This window comes from Parasphingorhabdus sp. (assembly GCF_036964565.1).
GTDB lineage: Bacteria > Pseudomonadota > Alphaproteobacteria > Sphingomonadales > Sphingomonadaceae > Parasphingorhabdus.
The window spans coordinates 5001-19378 of the sequence record NZ_JBALTN010000022.1 but is presented as its reverse complement, the minus strand read 5'-3'; the positions used below and the strand labels follow the sequence as shown (position 1 = coordinate 19378).

Sequence of the window (14378 nt, the reverse complement as noted above, 5' to 3'; positions counted from 1 at the left end):
CGTATCCGCTTCATTCGTCCGTCCTTTCTTGGACCGGACTCTAATCACTTCTGGAGGAGTTTTAAGGGGTCACGTCAGGTCACGTCAGATGCGTTGTAGATTTGACGCAAACGAAACTCGGAAATCAAGTTTTGCTAGACGGTGTACAATGCTCTTTTTCCTATCAGAAACGGGCACATTTTTGGTCAGCTTCCAAAGCCAAAGATAAGCATGACAGCGCCAGGTTTCGTCGCTTAAAAGAAATTGCCCAGGACAACCGAAACCATCGTCAAAGCATCAACTTCAATATTGGTGAAATGCAAACGCGAAGGTGGTACGATAGCAGTCATTCAGAAAACGTTCTCGAATGGTTCTTCAGAACTACAAGCGACTATGGAAGAAGCTTTGTTCTTCCTTTATTGTGGCTCGCTCTATCCTTCCTGATGTTTGCGACGATTTATTGTATCGCTGCAACAGGAAATTTTTCATCATTCTGGCAAAAAATAGCAGCTAGTGTGGCGTTTTCGTTTGGACAAGCTTTTCCATTTATACCAGTAAGTCGTACCGCCCGTATCAATGGTGAATCTGCGTTGTTTTGCAATAACATATCGGAAACAATAATAGGGGTTGCCGCGCTACAAGGAGTAATCAGTGTATTGTTATTATTTCTCTTTGGTTTGGCGCTTCGGAACCAATTCAAAGTCTAATACGGCATTAAATATTGGCATCACTGACTGTTGCGATAGAGTACCAAATTCGAAATATTGTAGACTATGAAGGCAATTTCAGTTGGGCGAATCAATAAATGCTATTCAGCACTGGGAAAATGATTGCATGGGTAAAATAGAGGAATTGGGCAAAGCTAAGTTGCCACGCCAAGGCTGGGGATGGCGATATGGCTTCGGGTTGCGCGAGTTGGATCGCGCATATCAGTCTAGCCGCTACAAAAGCGATGCCGAACTTGCTGACATCCACGAACGCGCTTCAAGGCACCAAAGGCTAGTCGATGAGGGGAAGGCCGTTTGGACTGAAGAGGATGAGGAAGGCTATCCAGTCTATGACTATGGTGAGCATCTTGGGGAGCAAGCCTTTGACGAAGAGCGTGTACTGAACCTTGTACGTGGGGCATTTGCGATCAGCCTTCATCACTACATTGAGACAAAAATCGGCCCGCAGCTTCCAAAAAGAAATATGAACATGAGTCTGCGATGGAATGGCTTAAGGCTGTTGGCTGGCAACCCGATGAAATCACATTAAATCAGCTGCGGCTGGCAGCAAACTGTGCGAAACATGGTGAGGGACCCTCTGCAAAGAAACTATACCTTGAACGTCCGGATATGTTTGACGAACGAGTTAAAGATTGGGGCAGCGAACCATCCAGTAGTAATCTGGCTTTGTCAGACGACCATATGCTAGAATTTTTCAAAGCGGCTAGCGAAGCTGTCCCAAAAATGCCCCTTAGTTTCTGAACAAAGAAAATCGTAAACCGGTGATTGAACCTGAAAGCGCTAGAGTTTATGCCTTAAGTGCGATCGACGACTAGCCGAACAATGCCAGCTTGTACTTTCGGTAAGACTTAAAAAGGATCTAACAAATAATTGTCGTTTGATCAGCGATTAATTTTTCAACCATCACCACCTAGTTGCACCTATCCCCCCCCTGCGCTAAAGCCCTCCCAAACCACGACTCATCAACCGTTTAGCCCTGCCCGCAGGCGCTCTCCCCACTCGGTTGAACCAACGATGTAACACGGAGCAACCACCACCATGACCACCACCGGCAAAGACACCCTCGGCACCCGCTCGACGCTCAGCGTCAACGGCACCGATTATGCTTATTATTCGCTCGCCAAGGCGGCGGAGAAGCTCGGCAATATCGACAAGCTGCCGTACACGCTGAAGGTGCTGCTGGAAAATATGCTGCGCTTCGAGGATGGCGGCTTCACCGTCGATGCCAAGGATGCGAAGGCGGTGGTCGACTGGCAGAAGGAAGCGAAGAGCCCGGCGGAGATTCAGTACCGCCCGGCGCGCGTGCTGATGCAGGATTTCACCGGTGTGCCCGCGGTGGTCGATCTCGCGGCGATGCGCGACGGCATCACCGCGCTCGGCGGCAATGCCGAGCAGATCAACCCGCAGGTGCCGGTGCACCTGGTGATCGACCACAGCGTGATGGTCGACGAATTCGGCACGCCGCAGGCGTTCGAGCATAATGTCGAGCTGGAATATCAGCGCAACATGGAGCGCTACGAATTTCTCAAATGGGGTTCGAAGGCGTTTGACAATTTCCAGGTGGTGCCGCCCGGAACCGGCATCTGCCACCAGGTCAATCTCGAAAATATCGCCAAGGCGGTCTGGTCGTCGAAGGACGAGCAGGGCCAGCTGGTCGCCTATCCCGACACCTGCGTCGGCACCGACAGCCACACGACGATGATCAACGGCCTCGGCGTGCTCGGCTGGGGCGTTGGCGGCATCGAGGCGGAAGCCGCGATGCTCGGCCAGCCGGTGTCGATGCTGATCCCCGAAGTGGTCGGCTTCAAGCTGACCGGCAAGCTCGCAGAGGGCATCACCGCCACCGACCTGGTGCTGACCTGCGTGCAGATGCTGCGCCACGTCGGCGTGGTCGGCGCCTTTGTCGAATTTTACGGCCCCGGCCTCAAGGAACTGTCGCTCGCTGACCGCGCGACCATCGCCAACATGGCGCCGGAATATGGTGCCACCTGCGGTTATTTCCCGATCGACGAGAAGACGCTGGAATATCTCGAGCTGACCGGCCGCAGCGCCCAGGACATCGCGCTGACCGAGGCTTATGCGCGGGAACAGGGCTTCTGGCGCTATGACGAGACCACCAAGGACGCGATCTACACCAAGACGCTCGACCTCGACATCAGCACCGTGGTGCCGTCGCTGTCCGGGCCAAAGCTGCCGCAGCAGCGCGTGTCGATGGCCGATCTCGACGAGGGCTTCAACCGCGACCTCAAGGAAGTGTTCGGTGTCGACGATGACGGCAAGCGCGTCGATGTCGACGGCAGCACCCACGGCTTTGCCCATGGCGATGTCGCGATTGCCGCGATCACCAGGTGCACCAACACCTCCAACCCGACGGTGCTGATCGCCGCCGGCCTCGTCGCCCGCAAGGCGCGCGAGCGCGGCCTGCAGCGCAAGCCCTGGGTGAAAAGCTCGCTGGCACCGGGATCGCAGGTGGTCACCGACTATCTCGACAAGGCGGGGCTTTCGGAGGATCTCAACTATCTCGGCTTCAACCTGGTCGGCTATGGCTGCACCACCTGCATCGGCAACTCTGGCCCGCTGCCGGCGCCGATTTCCAAGGCGATCAACGATCATGACATCGTCGCTGCCTCGGTCCTGTCGGGCAACCGCAATTTCGAGGGCCGGGTGTCGCAGGACGTGCGCGCCAATTATCTCGCCTCGCCGCCTCTGGTCGTCGCCTATGCGCTCAAGGGCACGGTGCGGCTCGACATGTACGAGACGCCGATCGGCCAGGGCAAGGACGGCGAGGACGTGTTTTTGAAGGACATCTGGCCGACCAACGCCGAGGTCACCGACATGGTCAACAGCTTCGTCAACCGCGACATGTTCATGAGCCGCTACGCCAATGTCTATGACGGCGACGCGCAGTGGCGGGCGATCGACGTCACCGGCGGCGCCACCTACCAGTGGCGCGCGGGCTCGACCTATGTTGCCAACCCGCCTTATTTCGAGGGCATGACGATGACGCCGGAGCCGATCGGCGACATCATCGAGGCGAAAACGCTGGCGCTGCTGGGTGACAGCATAACCACCGACCACATCTCCCCCGCCGGCGCCATCAAGGCCGACAGCCCTGCGGGAGAATATCTGCAAAATCATCAGGTTAGCAAGGAAGACTTCAACAGCTACGGCTCCCGCCGCGGCAACCACGAAGTCATGATGCGCGGCACTTTCGCCAACATCAGAATCAAAAACGAAATGGCCGACGGAAAAGAGGGCGGCTACACCAAATATAACGGCGAAATCATGCCGATCTACGACGCCGCGATGCGCCACAAGGCCGACGGCACGCCGCTGGTCGTCATCGCCGGCGAGCAGTACGGCACCGGCTCCTCCCGCGACTGGGCGGCCAAGGGCACCAACCTGCTCGGCGTCCGCGCCGTCATCGTCGAAAGCTACGAGCGGATCCACCGTTCGAACCTGGTCGGCATGGGCGTGCTGCCGCTGCAGTTCGGCGAAGGCACCGATCGCGAGATTCTCAGCCTCGACGGCAGCGAAAGCTTCACCATCAAGGGCGTCGCCACGCTGAAGCCGTTGCAGGAAGTCGAGGTCGAAATGACCCGCGCCGACGGCACGCAGTCGACCTTCAAGACGATCTGCCGGATCGATACCGCCAATGAAATGGAATATTTCCTCAACGGCGGCATCCTGCAATATGTGCTGCGGAACCTCGCCCAGGGCTAGCAAGCCGCCGCAAATTGTGCATAGTCGGGGCACAGGAGAGATCCATGCCCCGACTGCGCCAGGTACCGCGATCCGAAGTCACCGACGATTATGTTCTCGGTCTCTATGACATGCTGTTCGGCGATCGCGATCCGGTAGCGGACCCTGGCACCGCAACCGGCACACCGGGCAACTGGTGGACCGTCTTTGCCCAGGTTCCCGATGCCTTCAAACACACCACAGAAGGCTTCGGTTTCTACCGCTCGTCCCGGCGCAAACTCGATCCCAAGCTGCGCGAACTGGGCCAGATCCGCGCCGGCTATGCCGTGGGGTCGCAATTCGTCTTTTCCCAGCACAGCAAGGCGATGCGCTTCGAAGGCTATTCAGAGGAGCAGGTCGCGGCGATCCCCAACTGGTCGGTCGCCGACTGCTACAATGAGGCTGAGCGTGCCGTGCTGGCCTATGCCGATTGTCTTGTGCTCGACCGGGGCAGGGTGCCCGACGGCGTTTTCCAGGCGCTGAAACGGCATCTGGGCGAAGTCGAGATTCTCGAACTGACCTACATCACCTGCACCTATATGATGCACGCCGTGATGAGCCGTGCGCTGCACCTGGAATATGACGATGTTCCCGAGCGTGTCGTAGAGATCCCTGCACCCGGCGGCGCAACGGCGGATGTCATGGGCATGGTCGAAAAGCGACAGGATGCGCAGTCATGAGCTACCACCATCTTGCGCTCGCCGCGAAGGACATGAAGGCGATCCACGCGTTCTACGAAGGCATCATGGGCTTCGAATTGGTCAAGGTCGAGGTGGCGCCGGTGATGGGGGGCGGCTGGGGCAAGCATTTCTTCTACCGGATGGATGGCGACGACAGCCGCTTCATCGCCTTCTGGGAGCTCCACGACACGCCCGGAAAAGACGAATATGCCTATGATCTCAACCAGGCCGCCGGCACCCCGCCGGGCACCAACCATTACAGCTTTTCCGTCAAGACCGCGGAGCAACTCGACGCCTGGCGGGAAAAATGGAACGCAGCAGGCCTCGACGTACTCGAGATCGATCACAACTGGTGCCATTCGGTCTACACCCGCGATCCCAACGGCAACATGGTCGAATTCTGCCTGACCACCGGCAGCTTCACCGAAGAGGATCGCAACCGCGCGGTCGCCGCTCTGGACGAAACGGAGATGAATGCCTCGTCGCCACCGGCGATGATGAAGCAGTGGCTTGCGAAAGGCGTCTAGCGGGCGATATGCAGATCTGGCTTGATGATGGCTCGCTCGTCCGGAGCGTGCAGGCCGTTCAGGATCGTGTTGATCACTAGAGCCAGCCGCTCTTCGGTCGCCAGATGCATCATCTGCATCATCAATGTGGGATTGCAGAACGGCTGCATCATGGTGTTGACCAGAGAAACCACGATATCGAGTTCGAGCCCGCTGAAATAGCCCTTTTCCATCGCCTCGGCGAGAATGGTGGCCATATAGTGGTCGGCCAGATCGACATAGCCCTTGATCACTTCAAAATGTTCGTCGCCCAATTCCATATAGGATTCAAACAGGCCCGGGTCGTCGGCATAGCGCGCTCGCTTGACCAGCAGGCGCTTGGCGAAAAACTGATACAGCTTGTCTTCGACCGGCATCTCCGCCGACACCAGCTCTTCCATGATGATTTCCAGCTCGGCAAACCATTCACCCGCCATGGCTTCGGCGAGGGCATCCTTGCTCTCGAAAAAACGATAGAGGTTGGAAGGGGACATGCCGACCGCGGTTGCGAGATCGGTCATGGTGAAGCTGATTGCGCCTTTTTCCCGGATTATTTCTTCAGCGGCATCCATGATCCGGGTGCGGGTGGCCGCAATATCGGTTTCGGGGCGGGGCATAATGGGCTCCTGTGACGGCTCCTTGTCGGCAAAATAGCCAAGCGTGATCTATATAGGTGATACGGTTTCGTGATAAAAGGCAAAATTCTTCATTTTTCAATTACGCTCGAGGTAATCTTTGGCTGTTCCCGACGATATCCGCGCGCTAAGACAGGATGATGAAGAACGATACGGTTGCAGCAGCCAGGCCGAAGACGGCGTCACCCCAGTCATCAACCGGCCCGCTCGGGCCGGTCACCGGAAGCATTCGTCTATTTCGCCGCTGGTGGCGAATGGCGGTCCGGGCCGATGTCGACCAGCAGGCGGTGATCGACAAGGTCCATGAGGACAGCGGCTTTACCCCGCATTTCGCGTTCATGACCTCCATGTCTGCCGGTATCGCCATTCTCGGTTTGCTGCTCTCCTCTCCGGCCGTTGTCATTGGCGCGATGCTGCTCTCGCCGCTGATGGGTCCGATCATGGGAGCAGGATTTGCCCTGGCGATCGGCGATTCCGCATGGCTGAAGGAAAGCACCAAGGCGATCGTCTACGGGACGATCATATCCGTGCTCTTCGCGGGTCTGGTGGTGGCCCTTTCGCCGTTGCAGACGGTCACATCGGAGATTGCCGCGCGCACCCGGCCCAATCTTTTCGACCTGGCGATTGCCCTGTTTTCCGCTCTGGCAGGCGCCTATGCGATGATCCGCGGTCGCATGGGGACCATTGTCGGCGTTGCGATCGCCACGGCCCTGATGCCGCCGCTGGCCGTGGTCGGCTTCGGCCTGGCGACTTTCAACTGGTCGGTTTTTGGCGGTTCCTTGCTGCTGTTCTTCACCAACCTGATGACCATCGCCCTGACCGCCTCTGCCATGGCGCGCCTCTATGGATTCCGGTCCGATCTGTCCGAACGCCAGTCCCAGTTTCAGATCGCCTTCATGGTGATCATGTTTGTCGGGCTTGCCATCCCGCTCGGCTATTCGCTGCAGCAGATCGCCTGGGAGGCCAATGTTTCCCGTTCGGCAAACGGCTATATCAAGGACCAGTTTGGCGACAACGCCCGCGTTTCACAGATAGCCATCGATTTTCGCGCCGATCCGATTCTGGTGACCGCTTCGGTCTTTACTCCGAAAATTCTGCCAGCGGCAGATGACCAGAGCGCCAGAATTCTCAGCCGAACCTTCGAGCGGCCGATCGCCGTCAAGATCGAGCAATATCGCGTCGAAACGGGGGCCGATGCCGCCAATGCCGAACTGGCAAACGCGCAGGCGCAGGCGCAGCAAAGGGCCGCCGAAATCCGGGTTTCCCAGTTGCGGGAAAATCTGGCCCTGATCGCGGGCGTTTCGGGCGACGATGTGGTAATCGATACAGCCAAGCGCCGTGCAATCGTGACGGCCAAGCCGCTGCCCGGCGCTTCGCTCGAAACCTATTATGCACTGGAACAGCGGGTCTCGGCCCTGGCCAGCCAGTGGACGGTCCGGGTCCAGCCACCGGTGATGAGCCTGCCCGATATCGGGATGACCGATGGGAACTTGAACGATCAGGCGGATCGTCAGCTCGGCCTGATCATCTGGGCAAGCCAGCGCAGCCCGCTCATGCTTTCGATGAACGGTTCAGACACCAACCGGCTGGCCGTGTCAAAAATGCTCGCAGCCAGGAATGTGACGACGGTGCACAATAGCGCAATCGAAAACCGCCCCGGCAACGTGCGCTTTCGCTGGCTATCGCCGCAAGAGGTGACCGATCCGGTTTCCTGATTGTTTACGCTAGGTTCATGGTCCAGGAGTTAGCTCCGGGGACTCGACGAGGGAGAGAGAATATGCGGCTTTGTGCTTATATCGGACTATTGTTGGCAAGCGCTGCGACACCGGCCATCGGTCAGTCCGCACCGGAGGAATCGGCCCAGGGCGATGTTTCGGTCACCATTTACAACAACAATCAGGCGCTGGTGCAGGATGTCCGCACGCTGACCTTGCCCAAGGGCCGCAGCAAGCAGCAGTTCCCCGACGTCTCGGCCCAGATTCGCGCGGAAACGGTCACCCTCTCCGGACCCGGCATCGGCATCGTTGAACAGAATTTCGATTTTGATCTGCTGACTCCCGCGAAGCTGATGGAAAAGGCCGTGGGGCAAACCGTTACCCTGATCCGCACCAACCCGGCGACCGGTGCCGAGACCCGGGTCCGTGCGGAAATACTCGCCGCAAACGGCGGTGTCGTAATGAAGATCGGGAACAGCATAGAGGTGCTGCGCGACGACGGTCTGCCCGTCCGCGTCATCTTCGACCGCGTACCGCCAAATTTGCGTGCCCGGCCGACATTGTCCGTCACTCTGGAATCCGGCGGAGGGCAGGTGCCGACGGCTCTCAGCTACCTTACCCCCGGGCTCGACTGGAAGGCCGACTATGTGACGCTGTTCGATGAAGCCAGGCAGACGATGGATGTGCAGGGATGGGTGACGCTGACCAACAACAGCGGCACGGACTATCGCAATGCCGATGTCCTGCTCGTCGCGGGCAGCCCCAACAATGGCCGGGGCCGGAACAGCTTTCCGCAATGGCCGACCGGTACGATAGACAGCGCCGGGACCGAATCGGGCGATCGCGAGCGGCTGGGAGATTATTATCTCTATCCGCTTGCCGAACGCACCACCGTTGCAAACGCCCAGCAGAAGCAGGTGAGCTTTCTCGACGTGACCGGTGCGCCGGCCCGGAAGGTTTACGAATATACGAATGGCTGGCTTGGTTCGAACGACGCTGCCAGCGCCAGTTCGGTGCTGAAATTTTCGACTTCGCGATCAGGGGGCCTGGGCGATCAATTGCCGGCTGGCATTATGCGCGTCTACATGCGCGACAGGCGTGGCGACCCGCAGTTTATTGGCGAAAGCCAGATCGAGGCCACACCCATGGGATCCGCCATGTCGATCCGTACCGGCGATGCATTTGATGTGAAGGTCAAGACGGTGGTCGAAGAACGCACCCGCCGCTCGGCAAACCGCTGGCGCACGAGAATGCGCTACGAGGTTACCAATGCGCGCCCGGAAGCCGTCACGGTTGATCTCGCGCAGTCTGGTCTCTGGGGTGATGCCCGAATCGAGCAGGAAAGCCAGGCCAGCGAAAGAATTTCGGCAGACAAGGTCGAATGGAGTCTTGCGGTGCCGGCCAATGGCAGCGTGACTGTGACGGCAACGTTCGACAGCCGCTACTGATCGCGGAGCGGGTCAGGCCATGACTGTCTTGCGCTTTCTTGCCATTCTCGTGCTCCTGCCGGCGCTGCAGGCCGTGCCGCTCGCCGCGCAGCAGCTGGTGGTGTCGGGAGAACCCGAAAATATATCGATCACCATTTACCGTGCGCCGGACCGGGGGGGGCGGGCCATCAATGCGAAATGGCCGCAAGGCTATGCCCTGATTACCGAAACCCGGACCGTTCGATTGCCGGCCGGCGATGCGATGGTTCGCTTCGAGGGCGTGTCAGAGGGCCTGTTGCCCGAAAGTGCGATCGTCACCGGCTTGCCGGATGGCGTGCAGGAAAAGAACCGCGATGCCCGGCTGTTGTCCCCCCAGGGTCTCGTGGACGCCTATCTCAAGCGCGAGGTTTCGATCACCCGTACCGATCCGGCAACCGGAGCGACCCGCACCCAGAATGTGCTCCTGACAGCGGGTCCCGATGGCGGCGTGATTTTCGAGAGCGACGAGGGTTTCGAAGCGCTGCGCTGCACCGGACTTCCGGAACGGATGATCTTTCCCGAAGTTCCGGCTGACCTGTCCCCCAAACCGACGCTGTCCATCCTCACCAGTTCGACCCGCGCGGTGACCGCTACGCTGACGCTTACCTATCTCTCGTCCGGCTTTGACTGGCAGGCCAATTATGTCGCCACGGTCAAGTCGCGGACACCGGATGAAACGGCGAAAATGGACCTGTTCGCCTGGCTGACCGTGGCCAATGGCGGCAAGCAGAGCTTTGCCGACGCCAATATGATGGTGATTGCCGGAGAACCCAACCGCGAAGGCCGGGATGAGGATGTGCGGCCGACCGGCGGCGCCCTTCTTATTCGCTGCTGGCCGATGCAGCGCACCGATCAGGTGCCGTATAATCGTGGCTATCTTCCGCCGCCGCCGCCCCCACCACCTCCGCCCGCGCCGATGGCGATGATGGATGCCGCTGGTGAAACAATCATGGTGACCGCCCAGCGCCGCAATGCAGGCGCGATGGCATCGCCGGTTGCGGCGGTCGTCGCGGAACAGGAAGATCTGGGCGACTTGAAGCTGTACCGTGTGCCGGAGCGCGTGACCGTGAGTGCAAAGGGACAGAAGCAGGTGGCGATGATCGTCCGGCCGGATGTCCGCTATGACCGCATCTATGTTGCCAGTGCCGGCGACTATTCGGGCGACAGTGCCCCCATCTCCTATATTCTGCGCAGCAGGAATGACGAGAAGTCCGGACTGGGACTGCCGTTGCCGTCGGGCAAGGTCGCGGTTTTTGAAAACAGTCCCCTCGGTCCCTTGCTTGCCGGCGAGGGTGATTTGCCGGATCGCGCCATAGACAATGAGATCGAGATCAACGTCGGCCAATCATCCGATGTCCGCCTGTCTGTCACGGAAGTACGCCGGACCAAGAGCCGCGCCTATTGGCGCGCCGTGATCTCCAACGCTCGCGATCATCCGGTCGATGTCGAAATGGAAATTCCCTACGAAATATCCGGTAGGGTCGGAGGCGTCGAGAAGATCGACGGCGTCCCGACCTGGCGGGTCACCGTTGCGGCCAATGACGAAGCGAAGCTCGATTATTCCATCAAGTTGCGCTGACGCGGATTCCGCCAGCTATGGCAGATAATGTTGCTTCGATTCTTCCGGAATCACCCTCGGATGATGATTCTCGTCGAGCGCCACGAAGGTAAACAGGCCACTGGTGACCGGCACTTTCTCTTCGTCCAGATTGCGCGACGCGATCACGTCCAGCCGGATGGCCACCGAGGTCCGGCCAATGCGCTCGACCCGGGCATAAACCGAGATCAGGTCGCGGGTCAGGATCGGCGCGATAAATTCCATCGCCTCGATCGCCACGGTTGCGGTGGAGCCGCGCGCCACGCGGGCGGCCATGATACCGCCGGCAATATCCATTTGCGCCAGGACCCAGCCGCCAAAAATATGGCCATTGTTGTTGAGGTCACGCGGCTGCGGGGCCACGCGTAAGATCGGCTGCATGTTCGCCAGCGCGGACAGATCATCTTTACTCATCGGGAGAAATATCCTTGGAAACCGGGTCGTCGATCGATTCATCATGGCCGGATTCGCTCGACAGGAACACCAGTCCCATCAGCGCGGCCATCAGCATGACCGTCAGCGCAACCCCTCCGGCCGTTGCGATATACATGTGAATCGACGCAAACCCGTGCAGATAGAAGAGGATCGCAAATGCCACCACAACGCACAGCAGCGTGAATTTCGCCATGCCGCGCATCAGCCGCCAGTATCGGGCCCATGCGACGCTGGCATAGAGCGGATCATCAAGGCGGGACGGCTGGGGCAAAAGGATCTCCATCGGTTTTCCGTGTAGTGGACCGATAGCATGCTACCATCAAGTCCCCTCACATTCAAAAACATGCTATAGGCATGCAATAAACAGAATCAGAACGGAGGAGAGGGACAATGACCATTCAGTCGATTTTGCAGGGCCGCGGCGGCGAGATATATAGTTGCGCGGCTGACATACCGGTGTCCCAGGCCGTCGAGATACTGGCGGAAAAGCGGATCGGCGCGCTCCCTGTCCTGAACGGCGACAAGGTGGTCGGCATATTCTCCGAGCGCGACGTGCTGCATTGTCTGCGTCAACATGGCCGTGACGCGCTGGATCACGCGGTGCGCGACGTGATGACCGCGGACGTGATTTCGGTCGAGCGCACGAAAAGCGTGATGGGCGCGCTGTCGCTGATGACCAAGAGACGGATTCGCCACCTGCCCGTGGTCGAGGATGGCAAGCTGGTCGGCTTTGTCTCGATCGGCGATCTGGTCAAATACCGGATCGACAAGATCGAAGGCGAAGCGGCGGCGATGCGCGACTATATTCAGTCTACCTGATTCAGTCCGCCTCGCGAATGGAAATGCCCCGTTGCGTCAGATAGGCAAGGCTGGCGTCGCGCACCGCATGGGCGCGGTCGGTCGCGTCGGGAAACCGGTCGCGATAGGACTTGGACCGGATCTCCAGACTCAGCGGAATATCCCGCGGTAGCGCCTTGATGATGTCGGTGACGGGCAGGGCGCCTTCCCCCGGACAACTGCGCAGGTCGACCGCATCCTCCAGAAAGGCCTCGAAGCTTGTGTCGCAGTCCGCATTGCCGTCACAGATCTGCGTGTAGGGCAACAGGCGCGCTTCCAGTTCCTCCAGTTGTCCGGGCTGATGCCCCGCTCGCCGGAAATGAATCGTGTCGATCAGCAGCGCCGCGGCCGGATGATCCGCTTTCCGGATGATGGCGAGCGCGCTGTCCATCGACTGCACGGCGGTGATCATCAGGAATTCGAGCGCGACCCGCATATTGCCCGGCGCGGCCCAGTCGCACAGTTGATGCAGGGCCGCTGCCGTCCGGTCCTCATCCGGTTCGGCGCTGACCACCAGCACATTCGCGGCTCCAAGTTCCAGGCCGGCATCTATGATCAGCCGGTGATCATCGCCCAGCTTGCCGCCTTCGGGAATCCAGATGACCTCGACATCGAGCACCGAGAGATCATGGTCGGCCACCGCCGCCTTGGTCGCTGCCAGTGCCGCGCCATCCCATTTGTCCGGCTCGATCGTGAATCCGCAGTGGGAGAATCCGGCTTGCCCGGCAGCACGGGCCACCTGTTCCGGCTGAAATTCGGGCAGGGTGCCTGCCGCGAGAGATAGGATATGGCTCATGCGTCGATGCTGCGCCGATCCCCGGCTTTCGACAATGGCCATTTTAATCAGGGGAACGACGTGCGTAAATCCGCGGCCGTCGCCTTGCTCAAACCTGCTCTGCGCCATATTCGGCGGGCACCGGCTCCGGCGGCTTGCGCCGGACGATCAGCCGGAACGCCTCGATCAGCGTCGGCCTGGCCAGTATATAGAGCAGCCCGACATAGGCGAGGCCGCCGGTTGCGACCAGTATCACCAGCCGCGCGTAGACAATCATCGCCGGCAGGAACTGGTCGACGCTATATACTATGGCCGCCATGGCAACGGAAGCCGACAGCCCGGGCCAGACCGCCGCTCCGATTTCCCTGGCGCTGATCCCGATATGGCGATGCGACTGCAGATAGGTGAAGATCGTCAGCAGCGGAAAGGCGATCACCCAGCCCCAGGCAAGACCATATATGCCATATTGAATCGCGATCAGGAAAGTGACCGGCATCAGCACGGCGCCGAACATGTTGGTCCGGGCGGTCACCTGCGGGCGGCCGAGCGCGTTGTTGGCGGGTGTGAACAATATCTGCAGCGTCATCACCGGCATCGCCAGCGCGAGAATCGCGACAAAGGGCGACATCTCGGTCCACTTGGGCCCGAACACCGTCTCGACCAGCGGATAGGCGGTGACCACCATCCCGAAATAGAGTGGGCAGGAGATCAGCATGACCAGCCGAACCGCCTTCAGGAACGACCATGCGAGGGCGCGCGGGTCGGACTGCAGCCGCGCATAGGCCGGAAAGGCGACTTCATTGAGCGGCGGAACGAACTTGGCCGCGATGATCGTCGTCAGGAACAGCGCTTCTGCATAAAGGCCGAGATCATGTGGCGCCAGATAGCGGCCGGCTATGAAAATGTCGGACTGGCTCTGGATCGTCCAGAACAGGTGGCTCGCCAGCAGCGTCGCACCGAATCCGAACATCGCCCCGGCGCCCGTGAAATTGAAGGTCGGCCAGATATAGAATTTGACCGCGATGACGAGACAGATGGCGCGGCTCCAGAAGATCGCCAGCGGCGCATAGACCAAAGTCCACACGCCATAGCCGTTATAGGCAAAGTAGAGCGCGGTGACGGCGCCGACGGCTGCCGAGATCAGATTGATGATCGCCGGTTTCTTGAATTCCAGGTCGCGCGTCATCAGCGCCTCGGGCAGGGCCATGAACGGCGTGGCCAGATATATAAGGGCTTGTACCCGCA

14 protein-coding genes (1 of these 14 only partly in view) are annotated in these 14378 nt (G+C 59.4%); 9 read left to right on the top strand and 5 right to left on the bottom strand.

Annotated features, from left to right (window positions below):
- Nucleotides 1-101 precede the first annotated feature (101 nt).
- The 5 genes from V7650_RS17825 (at nucleotide 102) to V7650_RS17805 (ending at nucleotide 5655) form a co-directional block, all read left to right on the top strand.
- Nucleotides 102-686: a hypothetical protein gene (locus tag V7650_RS17825; RefSeq protein WP_335657555.1), complete on the top strand. Its 585-nt coding sequence runs from the start codon at nucleotides 102-104 to the stop codon at nucleotides 684-686.
- Nucleotides 687-768: 82 nt separating this feature from the next.
- A complete protein-coding gene (locus V7650_RS17820; RefSeq protein ID WP_335657554.1) occupies nucleotides 769-1236 on the top strand; it encodes a hypothetical protein in 468 nt (155 codons plus the stop codon).
- Between the two features lie 509 nt (nucleotides 1237-1745).
- Nucleotides 1746-4430 carry an aconitate hydratase AcnA gene (gene acnA / locus V7650_RS17815; protein WP_335657553.1) on the top strand — a complete coding sequence of 895 codons (2685 nt, stop codon included), beginning with the start codon at nucleotides 1746-1748 and terminating at the stop codon, nucleotides 4428-4430.
- A 44-nt stretch (nucleotides 4431-4474) separates the two neighbouring features.
- A complete protein-coding gene (locus V7650_RS17810; RefSeq protein WP_335657552.1) occupies nucleotides 4475-5128 on the top strand; it encodes a carboxymuconolactone decarboxylase family protein in 654 nt (217 codons plus the stop codon).
- Nucleotides 5125-5655 carry a VOC family protein gene (locus V7650_RS17805; protein ID WP_335657551.1) on the top strand — a complete coding sequence of 177 codons (531 nt, stop codon included), beginning with the start codon at nucleotides 5125-5127 and terminating at the stop codon, nucleotides 5653-5655. The genes V7650_RS17810 and V7650_RS17805 overlap by 4 nt, the downstream gene beginning before the upstream one ends.
- On the opposite strand, the gene V7650_RS17800 is transcribed toward V7650_RS17805, so the two are convergent.
- Nucleotides 5652-6290: a TetR/AcrR family transcriptional regulator gene (locus V7650_RS17800; RefSeq protein ID WP_335657550.1), complete on the bottom strand. Its 639-nt coding sequence runs from the start codon at nucleotides 6288-6290 to the stop codon at nucleotides 5652-5654. The two genes, V7650_RS17805 and V7650_RS17800, sit on opposite strands and share 4 nt — an antisense overlap.
- A 155-nt stretch (nucleotides 6291-6445) precedes the next feature.
- On the opposite strand from V7650_RS17800, the gene V7650_RS17795 reads away from it, so the two are divergent.
- The 3 genes from V7650_RS17795 to V7650_RS17785 all read left to right on the top strand — a co-directional run bounded on the left by V7650_RS17795 (nucleotide 6446) and on the right by V7650_RS17785 (nucleotide 11068).
- Nucleotides 6446-8023, top strand: a complete 1578-nt coding sequence (locus tag V7650_RS17795; RefSeq protein ID WP_335657549.1) for a DUF389 domain-containing protein — start codon at nucleotides 6446-6448, stop codon at nucleotides 8021-8023.
- A 62-nt stretch (nucleotides 8024-8085) separates the two neighbouring features.
- The gene (locus V7650_RS17790) at nucleotides 8086-9471 is read left to right on the top strand and encodes a DUF4139 domain-containing protein (protein ID WP_335657548.1); all 1386 of its coding nucleotides are present in this window, start codon (nucleotides 8086-8088) and stop codon (nucleotides 9469-9471) included.
- A 19-nt stretch (nucleotides 9472-9490) separates the two neighbouring features.
- Nucleotides 9491-11068: a DUF4139 domain-containing protein gene (locus V7650_RS17785; protein WP_335657547.1), complete on the top strand. Its 1578-nt coding sequence runs from the start codon at nucleotides 9491-9493 to the stop codon at nucleotides 11066-11068.
- A gap of 15 nt (nucleotides 11069-11083) precedes the next feature.
- Here the strand turns inward: V7650_RS17785 and V7650_RS17780 are convergent, their stop codons facing one another.
- Nucleotides 11084-11500, bottom strand: a complete 417-nt coding sequence (locus V7650_RS17780; RefSeq protein ID WP_335657546.1) for an acyl-CoA thioesterase — start codon at nucleotides 11498-11500, stop codon at nucleotides 11084-11086.
- Nucleotides 11493-11804: a hypothetical protein gene (locus V7650_RS17775; protein WP_335657545.1), complete on the bottom strand. Its 312-nt coding sequence runs from the start codon at nucleotides 11802-11804 to the stop codon at nucleotides 11493-11495. Before V7650_RS17775 ends, V7650_RS17780 begins: the two co-directional genes overlap by 8 nt.
- Nucleotides 11805-11911: 107 nt before the next feature.
- Between V7650_RS17775 and V7650_RS17770 the strand changes: the two genes are divergently transcribed.
- On the top strand, nucleotides 11912-12340 hold the full coding sequence (locus V7650_RS17770; protein ID WP_335657544.1) for a CBS domain-containing protein: 429 nt from the start codon (nucleotides 11912-11914) through the stop codon (nucleotides 12338-12340).
- A 1-nt stretch (nucleotide 12341) separates the two neighbouring features.
- On the opposite strand, the gene V7650_RS17765 is transcribed toward V7650_RS17770, so the two are convergent.
- Nucleotides 12342-13154, bottom strand: a complete 813-nt coding sequence (locus tag V7650_RS17765) for a sugar phosphate isomerase/epimerase family protein (protein WP_335657543.1) — start codon at nucleotides 13152-13154, stop codon at nucleotides 12342-12344.
- Nucleotides 13155-13242: 88 nt separating this feature from the next.
- A protein-coding gene (locus V7650_RS17760) for a lipopolysaccharide biosynthesis protein (protein WP_335657542.1) crosses the window boundary here: on the bottom strand, nucleotides 13243-14378 show its 3' portion. Its footprint extends 376 nt past the window's final position; 1136 of the gene's 1512 nt are visible here — the last part of the coding sequence; its start codon lies off the right edge, out of view — the gene reads right to left on this strand; its stop codon occupies nucleotides 13243-13245.